The 20,336-nt window shown below is 69.0% G+C and carries 20 protein-coding genes; 12 read left to right on the forward strand and 8 right to left on the reverse strand.

Translation table 11 applies throughout. The features are described from left to right. Window positions 1–82: 82 nt before the first annotated feature. The 4 genes from ACWESM_RS27355 to ACWESM_RS27370 form a co-directional block, all read right to left on the reverse strand. Entirely contained in the window at window positions 83–310 is a 228-nt protein-coding gene (locus ACWESM_RS27355) for a hypothetical protein (RefSeq protein WP_355078412.1), read from the reverse strand. Window positions 311–604: 294 nt separating this feature from the next. After that, on the reverse strand, window positions 605–907 hold the full coding sequence (locus ACWESM_RS27360; protein WP_043690427.1) for a putative quinol monooxygenase: 303 nt from the start codon (window positions 905–907) through the stop codon (window positions 605–607). Window positions 908–971: 64 nt separating this feature from the next. Further along, a complete protein-coding gene (locus ACWESM_RS27365) occupies window positions 972–1,631 on the reverse strand; it encodes an SDR family oxidoreductase (RefSeq protein ID WP_356968221.1) in 660 nt (219 codons plus the stop codon). A gap of 34 nt (window positions 1,632–1,665) precedes the next feature. Then, on the reverse strand, window positions 1,666–2,235 hold the full coding sequence (locus tag ACWESM_RS27370) for a DUF2599 domain-containing protein (protein WP_364436293.1): 570 nt from the start codon (window positions 2,233–2,235) through the stop codon (window positions 1,666–1,668). A gap of 117 nt (window positions 2,236–2,352) precedes the next feature. On the opposite strand from ACWESM_RS27370, the gene ACWESM_RS27375 reads away from it, so the two are divergent. Beyond that, window positions 2,353–3,462, forward strand: coding sequence for an alpha/beta hydrolase (locus tag ACWESM_RS27375; protein ID WP_452494209.1), 1,110 nt, complete (start codon window positions 2,353–2,355; stop codon window positions 3,460–3,462). Between the two features lie 10 nt (window positions 3,463–3,472). Here the strand turns inward: ACWESM_RS27375 and ACWESM_RS27380 are convergent, their stop codons facing one another. Further along, the gene (locus tag ACWESM_RS27380; RefSeq protein WP_355078408.1) at window positions 3,473–3,715 is read right to left on the reverse strand and encodes a hypothetical protein; all 243 of its coding nucleotides are present in this window, start codon (window positions 3,713–3,715) and stop codon (window positions 3,473–3,475) included. 344 nt (window positions 3,716–4,059) lie between these two features. Here ACWESM_RS27380 and ACWESM_RS27385 point away from each other — a divergent pair, with 344 nt between their 5' ends. From ACWESM_RS27385 to ACWESM_RS27415, 7 genes are all read left to right on the forward strand, one after another. After that, window positions 4,060–5,235, forward strand: coding sequence for a lipase family protein (locus ACWESM_RS27385; protein ID WP_355078407.1), 1,176 nt, complete (start codon window positions 4,060–4,062; stop codon window positions 5,233–5,235). A 234-nt stretch (window positions 5,236–5,469) separates the two neighbouring features. After that, window positions 5,470–6,843: a lipase family protein gene (locus tag ACWESM_RS27390; RefSeq protein WP_355078406.1), complete on the forward strand. Its 1,374-nt coding sequence runs from the start codon at window positions 5,470–5,472 to the stop codon at window positions 6,841–6,843. A 186-nt stretch (window positions 6,844–7,029) separates the two neighbouring features. Continuing rightward, window positions 7,030–8,094, forward strand: coding sequence for a fused (3R)-hydroxyacyl-ACP dehydratase subunits HadA/HadB (locus ACWESM_RS27395; RefSeq protein WP_452494160.1), 1,065 nt, complete (start codon window positions 7,030–7,032; stop codon window positions 8,092–8,094). Window positions 8,095–8,422: 328 nt separating this feature from the next. Further along, entirely contained in the window at window positions 8,423–9,367 is a 945-nt protein-coding gene (locus ACWESM_RS27400) for a helix-turn-helix domain-containing protein (RefSeq protein WP_452494162.1), read from the forward strand. 85 nt (window positions 9,368–9,452) lie between these two features. Beyond that, on the forward strand, window positions 9,453–10,403 hold the full coding sequence (locus ACWESM_RS27405; RefSeq protein ID WP_356968210.1) for a helix-turn-helix domain-containing protein: 951 nt from the start codon (window positions 9,453–9,455) through the stop codon (window positions 10,401–10,403). A gap of 139 nt (window positions 10,404–10,542) precedes the next feature. Beyond that, a complete protein-coding gene (locus ACWESM_RS27410; protein ID WP_355078402.1) occupies window positions 10,543–11,202 on the forward strand; it encodes a TetR/AcrR family transcriptional regulator in 660 nt (219 codons plus the stop codon). Continuing rightward, window positions 11,184–11,765, forward strand: a complete 582-nt coding sequence (locus ACWESM_RS27415) for an Rv1733c family protein (RefSeq protein ID WP_355078401.1) — start codon at window positions 11,184–11,186, stop codon at window positions 11,763–11,765. The genes ACWESM_RS27410 and ACWESM_RS27415 overlap by 19 nt, the downstream gene beginning before the upstream one ends. A 215-nt stretch (window positions 11,766–11,980) precedes the next feature. On the opposite strand, the gene ACWESM_RS27420 is transcribed toward ACWESM_RS27415, so the two are convergent. Then, window positions 11,981–13,531, reverse strand: coding sequence for an acyl-CoA carboxylase subunit beta (locus ACWESM_RS27420; RefSeq protein ID WP_355078400.1), 1,551 nt, complete (start codon window positions 13,529–13,531; stop codon window positions 11,981–11,983). A 564-nt stretch (window positions 13,532–14,095) separates the two neighbouring features. On the opposite strand from ACWESM_RS27420, the gene ACWESM_RS27425 reads away from it, so the two are divergent. The 4 genes from ACWESM_RS27425 to ACWESM_RS27440 are packed head-to-tail and all read left to right on the forward strand — an operon-like array spanning window position 14,096 to window position 18,148. Then, window positions 14,096–15,040: a transcriptional regulator gene (locus tag ACWESM_RS27425; RefSeq protein WP_364436310.1), complete on the forward strand. Its 945-nt coding sequence runs from the start codon at window positions 14,096–14,098 to the stop codon at window positions 15,038–15,040. A gap of 57 nt (window positions 15,041–15,097) precedes the next feature. Continuing rightward, window positions 15,098–16,048, forward strand: a complete 951-nt coding sequence (locus ACWESM_RS27430; RefSeq protein WP_364436313.1) for an acyl-ACP desaturase — start codon at window positions 15,098–15,100, stop codon at window positions 16,046–16,048. A gap of 8 nt (window positions 16,049–16,056) precedes the next feature. Beyond that, complete coding sequence (locus ACWESM_RS27435) at window positions 16,057–17,073, forward strand: alpha/beta hydrolase (protein ID WP_355078397.1); 1,017 nt, start codon at window positions 16,057–16,059, stop codon at window positions 17,071–17,073. A gap of 40 nt (window positions 17,074–17,113) precedes the next feature. Continuing rightward, window positions 17,114–18,148 (forward strand): LLM class flavin-dependent oxidoreductase, encoded by a 1,035-nt coding sequence (locus ACWESM_RS27440; protein ID WP_397280030.1) that lies wholly within the window; start codon window positions 17,114–17,116, stop codon window positions 18,146–18,148. Window positions 18,149–18,163: 15 nt separating this feature from the next. Here ACWESM_RS27440 and ACWESM_RS27445 read toward each other — a convergent pair whose 3' ends face one another. Beyond that, entirely contained in the window at window positions 18,164–19,201 is a 1,038-nt protein-coding gene (locus ACWESM_RS27445) for a fused (3R)-hydroxyacyl-ACP dehydratase subunits HadA/HadB (protein ID WP_355078395.1), read from the reverse strand. 44 nt (window positions 19,202–19,245) lie between these two features. Beyond that, on the reverse strand, window positions 19,246–19,851 hold the full coding sequence (locus tag ACWESM_RS27450; protein ID WP_397280028.1) for a YdcF family protein: 606 nt from the start codon (window positions 19,849–19,851) through the stop codon (window positions 19,246–19,248). Window positions 19,852–20,336 lie beyond the last annotated feature (485 nt).

Raw genomic sequence — 20,336 nt, forward strand, 5'->3', positions numbered from 1 at the left:
GGTTTTTCTTTGCTGTCCAATCGCTCGGCGGTGGTAGCCGCCGAAAATTTCGTTATCCGCCGGGCTCGGACGGCGGGACGATCTACTGCTTGATGAAGCTGGAGGCGATTCGCCAGAATGTAGCGGGCTGCAATGCCTCGAGATCCCAGTCGTCGGCCATCGCGTGCGCGGTGGTGACGATGCGGTCGATATCGAAATCGTGCCGAGTCGCCGCCCCGGTGGATTCGACGGCATCGATCACGTATGCCACGGCGGTTTCTCGGGAAAATGCGGTATCGGTGTGGCCGCTGTGGGCCGATAATGTGCTCATATGTCTACCGTTCGCCGGCTGGTCGGCCAGTGCGGTGTCGGCTGATCCGAACCGGCCGCCGGTAAGTGGATGTTCCATTCGAATGCCCCTGTTTCTGGCGGCGGCAAACCCATGGCGGCTTCGGCCTTCGGCTCGCCCACGCGGCCTCCCCTGGTGGTCCCCTGTAAAGCGTTGCGGGACCGAGTTTATGCCGCCGTACCTTTCAGATGCAAGCACATCTGCACGATCGATTGCACGTGCGCACTGCGTATTTCGCGGCCGGAAGTTTGCGGAAACGGTGCCCGACGCGAAATTTCAGTCGCGGCCGAATAGGACGTCCGTGCTGTAATCGATCTGTGTACCCGGCTCGACGAATTGGTCCGCCGCGGCCCGCCAAGCAAGAAAATGTTCGGTGAAACGGTGTGCTTCCGCCGCCTCGTCGTCGGTGTAGAGCTGATAGAGAAAGAATCGGTGGGGGTCCACCCGATCTGCGCAGATGTCGAAGCGCAGACAGCCGGGCTCGGTCCGGACGGAGGCGTCGGCGCTGCGGGATATGGCTGCCAGGAACTCGGCGCGGGAGCCGGGGCGGATCTTCATCGAGACGATTCGACTGAACACGGTTGTTCTCCCATCGTGACCGTTGCGGTCGATCGGCAAGGGCGGTAGCGGGGTGCGCGACAGCTCAATCGGTCAGATGTGCAATTGCCTGGCTAATCGGAGTGTCACCCGAGACGAGTTCGAGGGTCAGCCCGTATGCGGGCGCGGCGGGCAGCAGTCCGGCCAGTACGGCGGCCACATCGGCGCGCGGGACCTCGCTGCGCCCGACCGGGGCCGGCGCGAGAGTCACCAGACCGGTTCCGGGGGAGTCGGTCAGGCGGCCGGGGCGCACAATGGTCCAGTCGAGATCTCTCTCGCGCAGATCGTCTTCGGCCTTGGTCTTCGCGTCGATGTACGCCGCCCACACGTCGTCGGAACCGGGAGCGACCGGCTGCCCCGCGCCCATCGTGGAGATCTGCAGGAAGCGGCGCACTCCGGTGCGCTCGGCGGTCTCGGCCAGCCGGACGGAGCCGCCCAGGTCGACGGTGTATTTCCGGTCCACGCCGCTGCCCTGCCCGGCGCCGGCGGCGAAAACCGCCGCGTCGCCGCCTTTTACAACGTCCTCCACCTCGTCTGTGCCCGCCTTCTCCAGATCGCACAGCACCGGTTCGGCGCCGGTGGCGCGTACGTCGGCGGCGTGCTCGGGGTCGCGGATGAGGGCGGCGACCTCGTGGCCGTTCGCGGTGAGCAATGGGGCCAGCAGCAATGCGATCTTCCCGTGTCCGCCTGCGATGACGACGCGCATGGATCGCTCCTTCCGGTCGGGGCGGCGCCCGCGCTCAGCGCTCGGGGCCGCCGGGATTACAGCGCGCTTCGACGGTGGCCTGGTAGCCCACCGCCGGGCGCCACGGTTCCAGGTTCCAGCTCGGCTTGTCCGGCTGGACCAGCCGGGCCCACGCCCAGTGGCAGACGAACTGATCGCGCATGCCCGGTGCGTCCGCGTCCGCCGACTCGGCCACGACCTCCTGCCACGCCCGTTCGTCCGAGCCGGGAAAGGTGGTCCGCCGACCGGCCTGCGTCGGGAAGACGAGCAGCCGGGGTCCGTCGATCGCTTCGGTCCAGGCGACGTGATCGATCAGCGGCTGTCCCGCGTAGGGGTCGACGGACGGCACGGCGGCCTGCGGTATCGATATCGGCGCGGTCGGTACGGTGGTGGTCGTGGTGCCTGCGGTCGTGGTCGTGTCCGCCGAAGGATCGGGCGAATCGTTTCCACAGGCGATCGGCAGAGGCAGCAGCCCCGCCGCGAGCAGTACGGCGGCGCGGCGCCGGGTGACGAGGCGATACGGGTACCGCTGCGCCACGGTCGAGCCTCCTGTGTTCTCCTCGGCACCGGTTTCCGGCGTGCTCATCCGAGCCTAGCGAGCCCGGGCGGTCCCGGCGAGGTCGCCCGGCCGGGCCACCGATTGTGGTGGCTTGCCGGTGCGGCCGCGGCTGGGGATAGTCGGTCGGTGCGGTGTGGACGGTTCATGGTGGGGGCGGCGGGCGTCGTGGTCTCGGTGACGGTCGCGTTGGCCGGGCCCGCGGACGCCGGGGTGGACGAGGCGCCCGGCACAGTGACGGACCTGGCGGAACTGGCGGACCGTCTGCACGTGGCAGGGGCGACGACCGCCGAACGGCTGACGTATCGGTCGCGTGGCCCGCGCGGGCCCATGCTGAGCACCGGAGTGCTCTATCTGCCCGAAGGCGCTCCGCCGCAAGGGGGTTGGCCGATCGTCGCCTACGCGCACGGCACTTCCGGGATCGCCGACGAGTGCGCGTTCACGCTGCGACCCCGGGACTACTACCTGACGTCGGTGTACCCGGATCTGCTGCGCGCGGGCTATGCGGTGGTGATCTCCGACTACGTCGGACTCGGCACCCCCGGCGTGCATCCCTATCTGGACGGTCCCGCCCAGGCCCGCAGCATCATCGACGGCGTGCGCGCGGCACGGGCGGTCGCCCCTTCGCTCGGTACCCGCTGGGCGGTGTTCGGTCAGTCGCAGGGCGGGCACGCCGCGCTGTTCACCGCCCATCTCGCGCCCGGCGACGCACCGGAACTCGATCTGCGCGGCGCGGCCGCGACCGGCGCACCGTCGAATCTGGACGTGGTGTTCCCGCTGGCGGGGCCTTGGCTGCCGCGGCTGCCGCTGCAGAAGACGACGACCTATTTCGGCATGCTGCTGGCCGGATTGCGCGCCAGTGCGCCGGAGCTGGACATCGACGGCTACCTGACCCCGGTGGGCCGGGACGTCCTGCGCATCGTGGAAGCGGGCTGCGCCGCCGAGGCGGACGCGCAGGTGTCCGGCATCGGCATCGGGGCCATGCTGTCGCGGCCATTGGACGACCCCGCGCTGCTGGCCGCGGTGCGCGCGATGTTGAAGGTGCCGACGAGCGGCTACTCGGTGCCGTTGTACCTCGGTCAAGGGCTGACGGATCTGGAGGTGCCCGTGCCGCTGACGCTCGAGCTGATCGCCGAGCTGCGCTGCGCGGGCACCGATCTGCGGGTGGACTGGTATCCCGGCGATCATCTCGGCGCGGCGCGCGAGGCGTTTCCCGACGCGCTCGACTTCCTGCGTGGCGTGCTCGATCGGCCCTGAGTCCGCTCACTCAGCGCCAGAGCGAATGGCACGGTAGCCTGCGCAGGCCGGGACGGACCTGGCCGTCGACGGTGACGGTGAGCCCGGCGTGTGCGGCGGCCGAGGTGAACTCCCACGCCTCGGTTTTGGTGGCCGCGTATTCGAGGACCAGCGCGTCCTCGGGAGTGGGCCCGTCGAAGTAGACGGTGATACGCCGGGTCGGCGGTTCTCGGGTGTCGTCGCGGTCAGCGAGTCTGCGCACAGTGCCGTCCATGCCACTGTCTCCTTCCGGCCTGCGCGGCAGCCGCGCCGGTAGGACTGACGGTAAAGGGCCGCCACTGCTGAGAACATGTTGCAGGTTATCGGCTGGAAATGTCACAGAACGGACGCGGCGTCGTGGGGTACAGTCACCAGCCGGGGCGCATCGCGGGCACAGCCCGGGCGACCCAAACTTGTGAATTGTCAACATGATCGCGTCGGGCGGTACCCAGCGCGGGTGATGTTGCCGAGGATGAGCACAGCGTCGGACGATTCAGGAGGCACACGTCGATGAGTCAGCGCCCACGTTCGTTGGGTAGGGGAGTGGGGCGAAGACGTCTCGCACGTGCGATCGGAGCGATGGCCGCGGGGCTGGTGCTGATCGCGAGCATGGCCGGCGCGGCGACCAGCGCGCCGCTGTATCCCGAACCCGATCCGGATCCCTTCTACGCGACGCCCGCGGACATCGCCGACCGCAAGCCCGGCGACGTGATCGCGACCAGGGTGATGCCGCCGCTGGCGATCTTCCCGGAGACCACGGTGACCGTGATCCGATTCCGGTCGACGAGTTCGGAGGGGAAACCGATCGCGGCGACCACCACGGTGCTGACGCCGAAGGCGCATCGCGCGGACGGTCCGCTGCTGTCGTTCCAGCACATCATCAACGGGCTCGGCTCGGAGTGCTCGGTCTCCCGGGTGCTCTACACCGGCGACCCGAACCTCGTCGTGCGGGAAGCGCCCGGCTGGAACGTGCTGCTGGCGCGCGGCTGGAGCGTCGCGCTGCCCGACCACCTCGGCCCGAATTTCGCCTACGGCGCCGCGAAGCTCGGCGGGCAGATCACGCTCGACGGGATCCGCGCCGTCAAGCAGGTCAACGAACTCGGGGTGCAGCGCAGCCCGGTGGCGATGGTCGGATACTCCGGCGGCGGGATGGCCACCGCGTGGGCCGCGGCTCTGCAGCCGAAGTACGCGCCGGAACTCGACATCGCGGGCGCGGCCATGGGCGGCGTGCCGATGAATCTGGTGAAGATGCTCGAGGGGCTGGGGCTCAACCCGCACCCGGTGTTCGGTCTGGCGTTCGCCGCCGGGTTCGGGCTGGAACGGGAGTACCCGACTCGCTTCCCGCTGAGCGACCAGCTGAACGAACGTGGTCTGGCCGCTCGCGCGCAGATCGCCAACAGCTGCACCAATGACATCCTCTCGACGGGGGCGGGTCACGGTGCGCTGGACTTCGCCAAGACGACCTCGATGATCACCGACAACACCGCGCGCGCCGTGGTCGAGGAGAACAGCCTCGAACTCTACGACGGCGTGCCGAAGACGCCGGTGTTCGAATGGCATTCGCCGATCGACGGCCTTATCCCGATCGACGCGGTGGTCAACACCGACAAGCGATGGTGTTCGGCGGGCGCCAGGGTGCAGACCGAGGAGATCCCGGTGCCGGACCATTTGACCGCGGCGGTGCTCGGTATTCCCGCGGCACTGAACTGGCTGGACGCTCGTTTCCGAGGGGAGCCGGCGCCGAGCAATTGCTGAGCGACGATACGTGAACGGCCGAGCCGGGACCCCACTCTTCGGAAAGGGGTCTCGGCCGGTTGTTGCGATATGGATACGCGACAACACAACTCGGACGCTTTACTGCGTCCAGTCCAGGGCGCTGACGTAGCCTGACGTCCTGGCTCCCGGTCTGACAGGGGACATTTCGGGGGTCGAAGGCCAGTGCGCCCGGGTGCCAGACGACGTTGCCGTTCGCACCCGAAGGCGTGTGCCATGAAGATTTCGCGTGCCATTGCTGTGGCATTGCTCGCCGCCAGCTCGGTCCTGGCCGTCCCCGCCGCCGCAGAGCCGCCGCCCGCGCCGCCGCCGGGCGGGTTGCTGCCCGCGCTACAACAACTCATCGATCAGGTGATCCCGCCGCCGCCGATCGCGCCGCTGCCGGAGCCGATTTCGCCTGCGCACGAGGCGACTACGCTGTCGCCGTCGCTGGCCGCGCTGCGCTCGGCCACGCTGCCCTCCGCCGTCGGCGACCCGATGTTCGACCTACGGCCCGCGAATCTCGACGAATCGGCCGAGGGACAGGTCATCGAGGTCCGCGACGTGCGCGCGACGGCCGCGCCGTTGCTCCTGCTGCCGATCCAGCGTGCGCTGCTGGTGAAGTACCGTACGACGGACGCGCACGGCGCACCGTCGTACGCCACGGCGACGCTGATCGTTCCCGCCGCACCGTGGCCAGGGCCCGGTCAGCGGCCGGTGGTGGTGAACAACCTGCCCATCGATGCCCTCGGCCGTACCTGCACGCCGGGATACACCCTCGCGCACGGGCTCAACCCCGACACCAGCACCACCGACTTCCTGCCGCCTACGACGCATCTGGCGGCGCTGCGCGGGTACGCCGTGCTGATCCCGGACCACGAGGGCCCTTCGATGGCCTACGCCGAACCCATCGTGGCCGGGCACGCCGTACTCGACTCGATCCGGGCGGTGCGCGGGCTGCTGCCGGAGGAGTTCGGCGCCGCGAAGTTCGGCCTGGCGGGATATTCCGGCGGCGCGATCGCGACGCACGGGGCGGTGAAGCTGATCGACGGCTACGCACCGGAATTGGCGGACGTGATCGTAGGCGCGGCGCTGGGCGGCGTGCCCGCCGACTTCGAGATCCTGGCCCGCAGCATGAACGGCAACCTCGCCTCGGCGATATTCATGGGTGCCGTGTTCGGCATCGGCCGCGAGCGGCCGGAGATCCTGGCCGGGATGAACAATCTCGCCCGATGGGTGGCCACCTCGCCGGTGAAGAACATGTGCGGCAGCAGCTTCGGAGCGATCGGCGTGCTGATGCTGCCGATCGACATCGCCGCGAATTTCCCCGATCCGCTGCATTCGGCGCTGGCCGCGGACATCTATCGGGTGACGAAGATGGCCGGGATGCGGTCGGCGACTCCGCTCTACGTCTACAACGGCGAGCAGGAGTTCTGGATCCCGGCCGAGGGCGCGCGCGATCTCTATCTGGAGCAGTGCGGACTCGGCGTGCCCGCGGTGTACCGCAGTGTGCTTGGTGAGCACATCATCGCCGGTGCGCTCGGTTATCCGGAAGCCATGATCTGGCTGGACGACAGGCTGCGGGGAGTGCCTGCGCCCGACGAGTGCTGACCGTGTGACGGCGCTCGGGGGAATCCGGTAACGCGGTGTGCCCGCGATGGCGATCAAGACTATGTCCCCTTCGGCCCTTCGGTTGGTATGCCCAGATCTGGCGAGGGCGCTCCTGCGGCGTCGTCGCGGCTTCGGTACGGTGGGCCGGGCCGGTCGGGGGTGACGGCGGATTCCCGAGAGAGGCACATGAACGACATCACGACCACCGCGTCCGAACAAGCCAAGGCACTGGTGGGGCGGCAATATCGCCTGACCGACTCATACGAGGTGGGGCGCGAGAAAATCCGGGAGTTCGCGCGAGCGCTGCAGGACGGCCATCCCGCCCACCGGTACGAAGACGCCGCGGCGGAACTCGGCTTCGACGGGCTCGTCGCGCCGATGACGTTCTCGTCGATCGTGCTCATGTTGATGCAGCGCAAGATGTTCGAGTCCGTGCTCACCGGGTACGACCTCGGCCAGGTGCTGCAGACGGAGCAGACGATCCGGGTGCACCGGCCGATCGTCGCGGGCGACCAGGTGCGGTGCGAATCCTACATCGAGTCGTTCCGGCAGTTCGGTGACAAGGACTTCATGGTCACCAGGAACGTGCTGAGCAACCAGCACAAGGAAGTGTTGCAGACCGCGCACACCACGGCGGTGGCGCAGACCGGGGTGGACCTCGCCGCCGATCTGCGGGCGGCGGTCGAGGGCGTGATCATGACCGGGCAGTCGGCCGCCGACCGTGCGAACGCGGCGGCCGGGCGCGGGTCCGGCGACGACGGCGGGCTGGTCGAGAGCTTCGACGAGGCGTTGCAAGCGGACACCCCCGACGAGCCGCGCACGCCCCGCACCGTCCCCGCTTTCGAGGACCTGTCCGTCGGCATGGAACTGGCCCCGCGAACAGTGCTGCTGTCTCGTGGTGATCTGGTGAATTACGCAGGCGTCTCCGGTGATTCGAACCCGATCCACTTCAGCGACGTGGTCGCGCGCAGCGCCGGACTGCCCGACGTGGTGTCGCACGGACTGCTGACCATGGGCATCGGCGCCGGGTATCTCACCTCGTGGCTCGGTGATCCGGCCGCCGTCACGCGGTACGGGGTGCGGTTCGCCGGGTTCGCCCCGGTTCCGGCGACCAGGGCGAGCGCGATCGAATTCCGCGGTCGGGTCAAGCAATTGGACCCACAGCGCCGCGCGGCCACCATCGCTTTGACCGCGACCTGCGGTGACCGCAAGCTGTTCGGTCGCGCGACGGCGGACGTAGTGCTGCGCTGAACCGAGCGGCCCGCCGTCACCGGATTCGGCGGCGGCGGGCACCGGGTCGTGCGGTCATCGCTTCGGTGCGCGGTCGCGCAGCGGAACTACTCGGCCGCAATGGTTTTCGGTATCGCCGCGCGCCCTGCGGCCAACTCGTCGCTTTGCCTTCCGTAGTTCGTCTGCTGCCGGACCGATGGTCGCTGCTGGCGGTACTCGGGCTGCGGGACGAGCAGTCATCCCGGCGACCTTGAAAATGGTCTTGCGGATGTGCTTACACCTGCGCATACACTGCCGTTCGTGGGGTTCGGTGCTGGAGTGCGGGCACCGCACATGCGAGACTCGGTACATGCGTGCTTCGGTAGTGCGGCCTCAGAACGAATCCATCGCTCGTGGAACGGCTCCCGCCGCCGAGGGCGGCCCGACCGCCCTACGGATGATCCTCGGCGGGCGGATGCGTCGGCTGCGTGAGGCGTGTGGCATCTCGCTGGAGGAAGCGGGCGAGGCGATCCGTGGCTCGCACTCGAAGATCAGCCGCTTGGAACTGGGGCGTACCGGCTTCCGGGAGCGGGATCTGGTGGACCTGCTCGCGCTGTACGGCGTCACCGACGAGGAGGAGTGCGCGGAGTTCAAGCGGCTGGCCAAGCAGGCGAACACCTCGGGATGGTGGCATCACGACGCCGACTGGCTGCCGAAGTGGTTCGACACCTATCTCGGGCTGGAGCATGCCGCCCAGTTGATCCGCTGCTACGAGCCGCGGGTCGTTCCGGAACTGCTGCAGACCCCCGAGTACGCCCGCGCGCTGTTCGTGCTCGCTCATCCGCACGAGGACGAGGAGTCGATCGAGCGGCGCGTGGCCCTGCGGATGCGCCGGCAGGAGATCCTGACCAGGCCGGACCCACCTCAGATGTGGCTGATCGTCGAGGAAGCGGCGCTGCGGCGCAGAATCGGAGGATCGCAGGTGTGGTTGGCCCAGCTCGACCACCTGCTGCGGGTCGCGGACGCGCCGAACATCACCGTGCAGGTGCTCGCCGATCACGTCGGCGGCCCCGCGGTCTCCGACGGCGCGTTCACCATGCTGCGTTTCGCCGAGTCGGATCTGCCGGACATCGTGTATCTCCAGCAACTCACCGGCGCGCTGTACCTGGACAAGGACGCCGATCTCGCGGCTTACCGGGCGGTGGCGAATCTGCTGTCGGTGCACGCCGCGCCCCCCGAGTACACCCGCGATCTCATCGCGGCCTTGCGCGAGCGTGAGCCGCAGATCGTCGAGCTGCCGTCCGGCTCGGCCTGACCGGCCCGGTGGAACCACGAATGCGCGGCGGTACAGGGACTTTCGGCCGTAGATAACGACTGGGACAACATGGCAGACTCGGGGCATGCGTCCTTCGAACGTACGACAGGCGGCCGATGCGGCGGGGTTCGGCGCTCAGCCGGTGTCCGGAGGCGGGCCGACGGTGCTGCGGATGGTTCTAGGCGGCCGGCTGCGTCGCCTGCGCGAGGACCGGAAGATCACCAGGGAAGCGGCGGGTGAGGCCATTCGCGGGTCGCATTCGAAGATCAGTCGGCTGGAGCTCGGGCGCACCGGCTGCCGGGAACGCGATCTGGTCGACCTGCTCGACTTCTACGAGGTGACCGACCCCGCCGAACGGGATCGATACCTGGAACTGGCCAGGCAGGCCAATGCGTCGGGCTGGTGGGCGCGAGACAACGACTGGTTGCCGAAGTGGTTCGACACTTACCTCGGGCTGGAACAGGCGGCCCGGCTGATCCGCTGCTACGAGCCGCGGGCGGTCCCCGAACTGCTGCAGACCCCGGAGTACGCCCGCGCGCTGCTCACACTGTCGCATCCGGGCGAGCCGCAGGACGCGATCGAACGCCGGGTCGCGCTGCGCATGCGCAGGCAGGAAATACTCGCCGGTCCGCACCCGCCGCAGGTGTGGATGCTCATCGAGGAGGCCGCGCTGCGCCGCAGGATCGGCGGCTCGACCGTCTGGCGCGCGCAGCTGGACCGCGTGCTGCACGCGGCGGCGCGGCCGAACGTCACGATCCAGATCCTGGCCGATCACGTGGGCGGCCCCGCGCTCACCGACGGCGCGTTCACCGTCTTGCGCTTCGCCGAGGCCGATCTGCCCGACATCGTCTATCTCCAGCAGCTGACCAGCGCGCTGTATCTGGACAAGATCGCCGACCTGGACGTTTACTACACGGTGCTGAACCAACTTTCGCTGCTGGCCCCGTCACCGGAGCATTCCGGCCAGCTGCTCCAGATCTTGCGCGACGGCATTCCGCCGACCGTCGACGAACCGGTGGACAACCCGAGAAGCTGACCGGCCGCTGGCCGCCCTCCCGACGTCTTCCCGGGCGATTCGGCGCGCCCGAAGCGGGCATCTTCTCTGCGAGGTGATGCGCATGCCGGGCAAGAGCAAAGTATTGTCCCATTGGGACAATAGGGGTATGCTCAGGTGCATGAGCGACGACGGTGTCGGTCTGGACGGCCGTCGGCTGCGCACTCGGCGCAGCCGTGAAGCGCTGTCGCGCGCGGCGTTCGACCTGCTCACCGAGCGGGGGCTCGACGCGGTGGCCGTCGAGGACATCGCGCTGCGGGCCGGTGTCACCCGGCGCACGTTCAGCAGGCACTTCGCGTCCATCGAAGAGGCGATTCTCGGCGATGTCGACCAGGATGTGCACCTGTTCAACGAAGCCCTGAGCCACCGTCCCCTTTCCGAGCCGCCCCTGATCGCCTACCGCGGCGCCGTCCACGATTGGCTCGCCACCGAGTACGGCGGGGCCCGTGCGTCGCTGCTCGCCCGCCGCTGGGCGCTGTTCCAGCGCTTCGAGGACGAACCGGAACTGTTCGCCGGCTATCAGCGCATCCGCATCGACGGGCAACGCGAGTCCGTCCGGATCATCGCGGCACGGCTCGGCGTGGATCCGCAGACCGATCCGCGTCCGGCCGTCGCCGTCGGCGCCGGTGCGGGCATGCTGCTCGCGGCGCTACAGAGTTGGGCGGCGGGCCCTGATCCGATGGGCCTGCCCGGCCTCGTCGAAGAGTTCTTCGACACCCTCGTCACCCTCACCGCCGAAATTCGCAACGAGGAGTCACCGTCATGCCTACCGGGTCGGTGAACATGTACCGCCGGACGTGCCGCCGCGTCGGCTTGGATCGCAATCCGCTGCGCCGCAGTGAAGATCGTGTGCAGACCGGTGTCGCGGTGCTGCTTGCCCTGGTGTTCCTGATAGTCGTGCCCATACTCGCGCTGACCGTCGGCGGCCGGGTGTACCGCGTCGAGACGGCCGCAGTGCGGGCCGAGACGGCACGCTTGCATCGAGTCGACGCCACCGTGATCGAAACCGGGAAGGCGCCGCTGTACGCGCCGGTGGTGCCCGCGCGTGTGTCCTGGAAGGACGCCGACGGCGTGGCCCACACCGGCGACTATCAGTCGACCACGGTGGTCGAGCCGGGTTCCACCGTGCCGATCTGGCTGAACGAACGCGGCGCGATCGTGGAGCCGCCGTCGTCGACCCAGCCCGCCAGCAAGGCGGTGATGCTGACCGCCGGTGCGGTGTTCGGCGTTTCGATCGTGCTCGTCGGCAGCTATCTGCTGCTGCGCCGAGGTCTCGATCGGCGGCGGCTGCGCAGGTGGGAGACCGAGTGGGTGGCGGCCGATCTCACCTGGGGGCACGGCTGAGCCTTGGTGCGGCGTGCCCGCCGGGCGAGGGTAGGGAACAGGCGCAGCGGGCACGTCGCGTGCCGCGCCGCTACGCGGCGAACGAAGCGGGCCCGGCACTGACCTGAGATTAAGGCATCGGCGTGCCGGACGGCCCGGTTCGCCGCTGATCGCCGGAGATCCCACCACATAGACCCGGTTATGTTGTGACACAGCATAACCGGGTCCGCTGCGCCTCAGACCGGAAAAAGACTGTGCTTGCGGGGGTTGGGCTCGGCGCTCGCCTCTTTCTCGCGCAGCAGACGCAGCGCCCGGCGGATCTCCAGTCTCGTCTGCGAAGGCTCGATCACCGCATCGATGTAGCCGCGCTCGGCGGCGATCCACGGCGTGGCAACCGTCGTGTTGTACTGCTCGATCATGGCGTCGCGCACGGCCGCGCGGTCCTCAGGGGCCACCTGGGCGAGCTGCCGTTTGCCGACGATGCTCACCGCGCTCTCCGCACCCATCACGGCGATGCGCGCGGTCGGCCAGGCCAGGCTGACGTCGGAGCCGAGTTGCTTGCAGCCCATCACGGCGTAGCCTCCGCCGTAGGCCTTGCGGACCACGACGGTCACGATCGGGACGGTCGCCTCGATCACCGCGCGGAAGAACCGTCCGCCGCGCTTGATCACTCCGCTGCGCTCTTCCTCCACGCCGGGCAGCACGCCGGGGGTGTCCACGACGAAGATCAGCGGCAGCCCGAAGACATTGCACAGCCGGATGAAGTGCGTCGCCTTGTCCGAGCACTTGGCGTCGATCGCGCCGCCGAGGACCAGCGGCTGATTCGCGATCACCCCGACGCTGCGCCCGTCCACCCTGGCGAAGCCGGTGATCAGGTTCTGCGCGGTCGCCGCGCTGATCTCGTGGAAGTCGCCGTCGTCGAACAGGCGCAGCAAGATCTCGTGCATGTCGTAGCCCTGCCGATCGGAGTCGGGAACGATCGAGTCCAGCTCCAGATCGTGCGGCGTGACCTGCGGCTCCAGGCCCGGATTGACGACCGGGCCCGGCTCGAGGCAACTTGACGGCAGGTAGCCCAAATAGGTCCTGGCCCAGTCGAAAGCGTCCTGCTCGGTGGCGGCGACATGGTGGACGGTGCCGTTGGCCGCCTGCGCCTGCGCGCCACCCAGTTCCTCCATGGTCACCTCCTCGCCGGTGACCTCCTTGATCACCTCGGGGCCGGTGACGAACATGTAGGACTTCTCGGTCGCGATCAGAATGTCGGTGTTGACCGGTGCGTAGACCGACCCGGCCGCGCATTTGCCCAGCATGATCGACACTTGCGGGACGAAGCCCGACAGTCGTTCCTGGCGGCGGCTCATCAGCGCGTACCAGGCCAGCGAGGTGACCGCGTCCTGGATGCGGGCGCCGCCGGAGTCGTTGATCGCGACGACCGGGCAGGCGTTCCTGGTGGCGAAATCCAGCGCCGCGGCGACCTTGCGGCCGAACATCTCGCCGACGGAGCCTCCGAAGACCGTCTGATCGTGGGCGATCACCACGACGGGCCTGCCGTCGATCCGCCCGCGGCCGGTGACCACGCCGTCGCCGTACATGGCTCCCGGGGTGCCCGGCTGGCGCACCAGCGCGCCGGTCTCCACGAAACTCCCCGGGTCGAGTAGCGCGCGCACTCGCTCCCGCGCGCTGGGAATGCCCTTGGTCTTGCGCTTCGCGATGCCGTTTTCGCCTGCGGGCTCTTCGGCCAGTTCCAGAATCCCCCGCAGCTCGTCCAGCTTGTCTCGCGTACCGCTCATATGTGTTGTCGCCCTTCGAAACTCGTCGCGACGCCGTACGGCAGCGCGGCGCTCGATGCTATCGGCGGTGCGATCTGCTGCACAGCGGTTCGGATGATCTGATGGAACAGCTCACAGGTTTGCCTTTCGATGCCTCGGTTCATAGCACGCGACGCCCCGGCTCACGGCGACGACACGGACTGTGTGACGTCCCAATCGTGGCCGTAGGTCGCGATGAACCGTCCCCAGAGCGCCGGAGGGGACTACTCAGGGCGGTGCCGACGGATCTAGGGTGATCTCGACGCAGCGCCGGAAATGCGCGGACGGCGCTGCGTCACACACTCCGGAAATCGGTGCGCCCGCGGAGACATCGGGCCGGATCCGAAAATAGCGGTGCCGCAGCGGTTCTGCCTGTGCGGGACGCGGGCTGCGCGAATTCCAGCGAAAGTTGTGATTGCGCCCAACGGGTCGGGCGGCCGCTGATGACTTACCCGATGCGGCGGAACATATCTCGATTCCATCACGATCCGACGCTAACCTTCGGGAGGCATGATGGGCAGGCAGTCGAGAACGAGTACCGAGACGTTGACATCGAAACTCGTCGCACACCTGGCCGGGCGCTCCGGCCGCGACGCGTCCGGCGATGTCGCGACGACCGCACGGAACTGTCTGGCGGCCGCTGTCGAACTACTGGCTCCGCGTCCGGCGCCCGCGACGGTCCGGCCGCCGGAGATCGCCGGTTTCGCCTCGCGCTGGGCGCGGGAGGGCATCACACTGGAAACGGTGCTCGGCGCATATCACGACGAAATCCGTAGCGGCCTGGAATTCCTCGCCGACGAGGTCGCCGACGAGCGAACCGATCATTTTCTCGCGGGTGCGCGATTGGCGGTCCACGTACTGGAGATGGTGACCGTGGCGGCGTCGACCGCTTATGTCGACGAGCACCGCGCGGTCGCGCGGGAACATCAGACCGCGGCGCAGACGCTGGTCTCCGCGCTGCTGGGCGGGCACGCGGTCGGCGAACTCGCCAGGGCGACAGGCATTCCGATCGCACGGTCGTATCAGGTCGTCGCGCTGGGCATTCCGGCGCATCCGGACGAGCGAAGACCCGGCACGGGCACGGACGCGGCCCGGCGCAAACTCCGTCGCGTGCAGGCCGCGCTGGCCGGTCCGCTCGGCTCACGGGCCTTGTCGGTGCTGTCCGCCGCGGGCGGCACGGTGCTGGTGCCGCTCGACGACGTGCCCGCCCGCACCGGAACATTCACCATGACCGACGACGTGCTGGCCATCGTCGGTGAGGCCGCCGAGGTCCCGTTGACGGCCACGGTGGCCACCGGCCGCACCGCGCGCATCCCGGAACTGGCCGGTCGCGCCCACGATCTGCTGGACCGGCTGCGGGCTGCGGGCGGGCCGCCGGGGCTGTATCGGGTGGCCGACGCGGGCGATGCCCCGGCTTGTGAACTGCCCCAGCCGGGCCATATGGCCATCGTCACCTCGCCCAACGATCGCGTGATCGGCCGTTCTGCCTGATATTCCGCCGCTATCGTCGACTGTGCCCTGATCTCGAGGGTGAGCAAAGGAGTTCGAGTGACCACCGCGTTGACCGATCGCGATATTCTGCGCGAACTGGAGCCCACCGCCGAACGCCTGCTCAACGACCATCTGCGCAAGGCGAAATCCTGGAATCCGCACGATTACGTGCCGTGGGACGACGGCCGCAATTTCGCCGCCCTCGGCGGAATCGATTGGGAGCCGGGTCAATCCGCGCTTTCCGAGGTCGCGCAGACCGCGATGATCACCAATCTGCTCACCGAGGACAATCTGCCGTCGTATCACCGGGAGATCTCGGAGTCGTTCTCGCTGGACGGGGTATGGGGTACCTGGGTGGGCCGGTGGACCGCCGAGGAGAACCGCCACGCCATCGTGATGCGCGACTATCTGGTCGTGACCCGCGCGGTCGATCCGGTGCTGCTGGAGCAGGCGCGGATGGCGCATATGACCACAGGTTTCGCCACACCCGGCGAAGAGGAGCGGTTGCTCCATTCGGTCGCTTACGTCACGTTGCAGGAGCTCGCGACCAGGATCAGCCACCGCAATACGGGAGCGGCCTGCGGGGAACCGGTCGCCGAGCGTATGCTGCAGCGAGTTGCCGCCGACGAGAACCTGCACATGATCTTCTACCGGAACATCAGCGCCGCGGCCCTCGACCTGGTGCCGAACGAAGCGCTGCGCGCCATCACCAGCGTGGTCACCCGATTCCAGATGCCGGGGCTGACCCAGCCGAATTTCCGGCGCAACGCCGTGCTGCTGGCCAAGCACGGCATCTACGACTTGCGTCAGCATCTCGATGTGGTGGTGCGTCCGGTGCTGCGCGCGTGGCACGTCTTCGAACGCGACGATCTGACCGGCGACGGCGAACGAGCCCGCGAGGAACTGCACGCCTACCTCGAAGACCTGGAGATCCGGGCGCGCCGGTTCGAGGAACAGCGTGAACGCGCCGCGGCCAGACAAGCAGAACGGGCCGCCGCAGCCGGATGAGCCCACGTATGCCGATCACCGCGGTGGCGATGGCCCTCATCGCCACCGCTGCCGCTGCGCCCGTTCTCGCCGATCCGGTGCCGCAGACCCCGCCGCCCGCCGTCGACCCCGCCATGACCCGCACCGGGCTGCTCTCGATCGAGGACCTGGGCGGGGGGCACGAACGGCTGTCGATCGCCTCGGCGGCGATGCGCCGGATCATCACCGTCGACATCCTGCGCGGCAGCGGAGCGGCGCCGCGCCCGGTGCTGTACCTACTCGACGGCGTCGACGGCGATGCCACGTCCGCATGGCTGACCAAGGGCGCGGCAGCCGAGTTCTTCGCGGGCAAGCCGGTGGACGTGGTGCTGCCCGGCGGCGGCACCGGCAGCATGTACAGCGACTGGGTCCGGCAGGACGCCGCACTCGGACTCAACCGCTGGGAGACGTTCCTCACCACCGAGCTCCCGCCCATCGTGGAGTCGCTGCTGCGCACCGACGGGCGTCGCGCCATCGCCGGGGTGTCGATGGGCGCACAGGCGGCGATGATGCTCGCCCAGCGCCATCCGGGCTGGTATCGCGCCGTCGCCGGGATGAGCGGGTGCTACTCCACCGCCGACCCGCTGGGGCACGCGGTGACCACCATCACGGTCGCCTCGCGCGGCGGCAACGTGAACAATCTCTGGGGCCCGCCGACCTCACCGGAGTGGGCCGCGCACGACAGCCTGCTGCACGCGGAGAACCTGCGCGACACCGCCGTTTACCTCTCGGCGGCCACCGGGCTGCCGACGGGAGCCGATCTGGTGTCGGTCGCGAACTCCCCGTCGGTCGCGGAAGCGCTGCAAACCGCAGGCGGCGGTGCTGCGCTGGAAGCGGGCGCCCGGGCCTGCACCGAGCGGTTCGCCGACCGCCTGTCCCAGCTGAACATCCCCGCCACCCTGGAGTACACCGCGGCGGGCATGCACACCTGGCCGGACTTCCAGGCGCAGCTGCCGAAGGCGTGGCGGGTGCTTGCGCAGGCACTGGGGCTGCCCACGCCGTCGTGAATCGGCGGAATGAGCGCGGCGCGCTCGCGTTGACACCGATATGACCTCGGCGCTGTCCCCTGTCCGGTTCTCCGTTCTCGATCGCTCGCGCGTCCGGCGCGGTCAGAGCCATCCGGCCGCGTTACGGGAGACCGTCGAGTTCGCCCAGCTCGCCGAACAGTGGGGCTATCACCGTTTCTGGGTGTCGGAGCACCACAGTGTGCCCGGCGTGGCGGGCTCGGCGCCGACCGTGCTCGCGGCCGCGGCGGCAGGAGCGACCGAGCGGATCCGGATCGGCACGGGCGGTGTGATGCTGCCCAACCACCAGCCGCTGGTGGTCGCCGAGCAGTTCGGCGTGCTGGAATCGCTCTACCCGGGACGCATCGACATGGGTCTCGGCCGCTCGGTCGGGTTCACCGACGGCGTGCGGCGAGCGCTGGGGCACGACAAGCGCGACGCGGAGGATTTCGACGCCCAGCTCGCCGAGCTGCTGGGGTACTTCGCCGAGGGCAGACAGGGGGTGCACGCGTGGCCCGCCGAAGGGCTGCGTATCCCGGCGTTCCTGCTGGCCACCGGGTCCGGCGCCGAGCGGGCCGCCCGCTTCGGGCTGCCGCTGGTCATCGCCGCGGTCGGCGGGGAGGACCGCATGGTGGAGGCTATCGAGCGCTATCGTGCACTGTTCCGCCCCGCCGCGGTGGGCGCGGCGCCTTACGTCGTGGTCTCCGCCTCGATCGTGATCGCCGACAGCGCTCCCGAAGCGCATCGGCTGCTGCTGCCGGAGGCGTGGTCCGGCGCATACGCGCGCACCCATGGCGAGTTCCCGCCCCTGATACCGCCCGTGGAAATCGAAGCGCGCACCATGACCGATCGGGAGCGCCGGATCTTCGACGAGGGGTTGCGCGGCCACCTGTACGGAACCGAGGACGAGGTCGCCGGCCGACTGGAGCGGCTGGTGGGCAGGACGGGCGCCGACGAAATCCTCGTACACACCAGCACCTACGATCGCGACGCGCGGCTGGATTCGCACCGCCGCCTGGCTTCGCTCGTCGGCCTGTCGCGCGTGGCTGTCCGCGATCGGGCCGGTACAGCGGCCTGATCAGCCGGTGCTCGCCTATGGGAAGCGCACTTCGGCGGCGGCATAGCCGAACAGTCTGCGTCCCTCGGCGCGCGCGTCGACCGCGATGGTCGCCCGCCGCCTGCGCGGGTCGATCGAGGTGACCCGGCCGCGGAATTGGATCACGCCGGTGCCGACCGGTGGTATGCGCAGGTGCTGCGCGTTGTGCGCGAACTGCACACGAAACCGGGTGAGGGCCGCGGGGTCGCCGAGCCAGGAGCTCAAGAACGAGGTGGCCAGACCCAGTTTGAGCATGCCAGGAGCGACCACGGTCGGCAGGCCGCTGGCGACCGCGACCCTCTCGTCGAACAGCACCGGATTGGATTCGCCCGTCACCCCGGCGTAGTTGACCAGGTCGCCACGGGACAGGCGCATGGTGCGAAGGGGCAGTTCGGCGCCCACCGACAGGTCGGCGAAAGCGACGCGCGGACGCGGTATCCGGCGCAGCGGCGTCGGCGCGAGGTGATCCGCCGCGGCCGGGACGACGGCGCTGCCCCGCGCCGGTGCGTCCGGGGAGCGATGGCCCATGGCGACCTTGCGTACGGCGTCGGCCAACCACGGATCGCGACCGCCCACCCGGGCGAGCAATGCGCTGGAGCCGGTCTGCACCACGGTGCCGTGCTGGTCGATGAGCACGCTCTTGATCGCGAGGACGTCGTAATCGCCGAAGTGCCGGAACGATTCGAAATAGACGTCGCAGGTGAGGCGATCGCCCGCCAGCAACGGCCTGCCGAAGTCGAAAACTTGGTCCGCGTGCAGGATCCGGGTCGGGTCGTAGCCGGTGATCAGCGTGTCCAGAATTTCGCGGTGCACTCTGGTGAGGATTATCGAGCTGAATGTGGCGGGCGCGATGAGCCCGGGAAAGCCGAGTTCGGCCGCGGCGTCCTCGCTCCGATGCGCGGGATGGGAATCCTGGACGGCGCGGGCGAATTCCCGGATCTTTTCCCGTTCCACCTCATAGCGGAGAGTGGAACGGTAACGATGGTCGATGAGCGATCTGGCCTGATCGGCCGGATTCACCGCGGTCTCGTTCATGGTTGCTCCTGTATCGCGAAATGGTGGACGACGGCGCGCTCTCGTCACGAGAGCGGACCGAACCGCCAGACCAGGGGCGGCATCTGCTCGGGAGTCACGGTGCCGACGACGTCCACCCCCGCGTCGTGGAAGCTGCCCACCGCGCGGGCGAGGTGGTCGGCCGAGGTGATCAACACGACGTCGCGCGCGCCGATCGCGCGCATGATCGTCGCCGAGCGTTCGGCGTTCTGCACGGTCGTGGCCGCCTCCGGTTCCAGATGGATGCGCGCCGCGGGTACGCCGCGAGCGATCAGCCAGTCCGCCATCGCCCGTGCCTCGGTGACACCGTTGTGCGCGTTGCCGCCGGTCACGATGATCGGCGAGAAGGGAGCCAGCAACGCCTGCAGGTATCCGGCGTGCAGGCGGTCGACCAACTCCGGGCGCATGGCGCCGTCGGGCAGCAGCCCGTAGCCGAGCACGACGATGGCGGTCACCGGTCCGCGCGGTGTGGGCATGGGCGCGGGGACCGGCGCCTGTGGTCCGGCGGTCACGGATCCCCAGTCGGCGGAGCCCGAGCCCTCCGCCGCGGCGGAGGGGAGATGGGTCGCGGCGGCGGCGACGGCGACCACGCCCAGCAAGGTGCGGGCGAGACGAACCACGATGGCGGACATGGGATCTCCAAGCGGTTAGCCACCGGATGGCCACCGATGGCTGGGGTGCAGCGTCCGTCCATGATGCGGCCGCAGGCCGTTGCGGAACCGTAATCGTCTGGTGATCTGGACAATTCACCGTCCGCGAGCCGCTCGCTTGTGCCCGACGACCTCGTCGGCGAATTCCGGGACCGGTCGTCTTCGCCTTCTTGTGCCGCTTCCCTAGCCGCGTCGAGTACGGTCGTGAGGTCTCCAGACCCGGCCGTGGCGGGTGGGCGGGTCGTGTTCGCCGGTTCTAGCGTTGATCCGGCTTCGGTGCCGTCGATCGGCGTGAACGGCCATCGAATGACCTGTTTCCGTCGAGCGCGTGGCTCGTGCCCTGACTTCGCCCGAGGGCTCGACGGAAGCACCGACCGCCACGCGTTGCGCTCGCCGGACGGGATCTCGCAACCCGCCTCTGTCCGGCGCGCACGTCCCCGGCGCGCGGCGGTGTGCCCACCGAGCGG

Source organism: Nocardia sp. NPDC003999 (assembly GCF_053604885.1).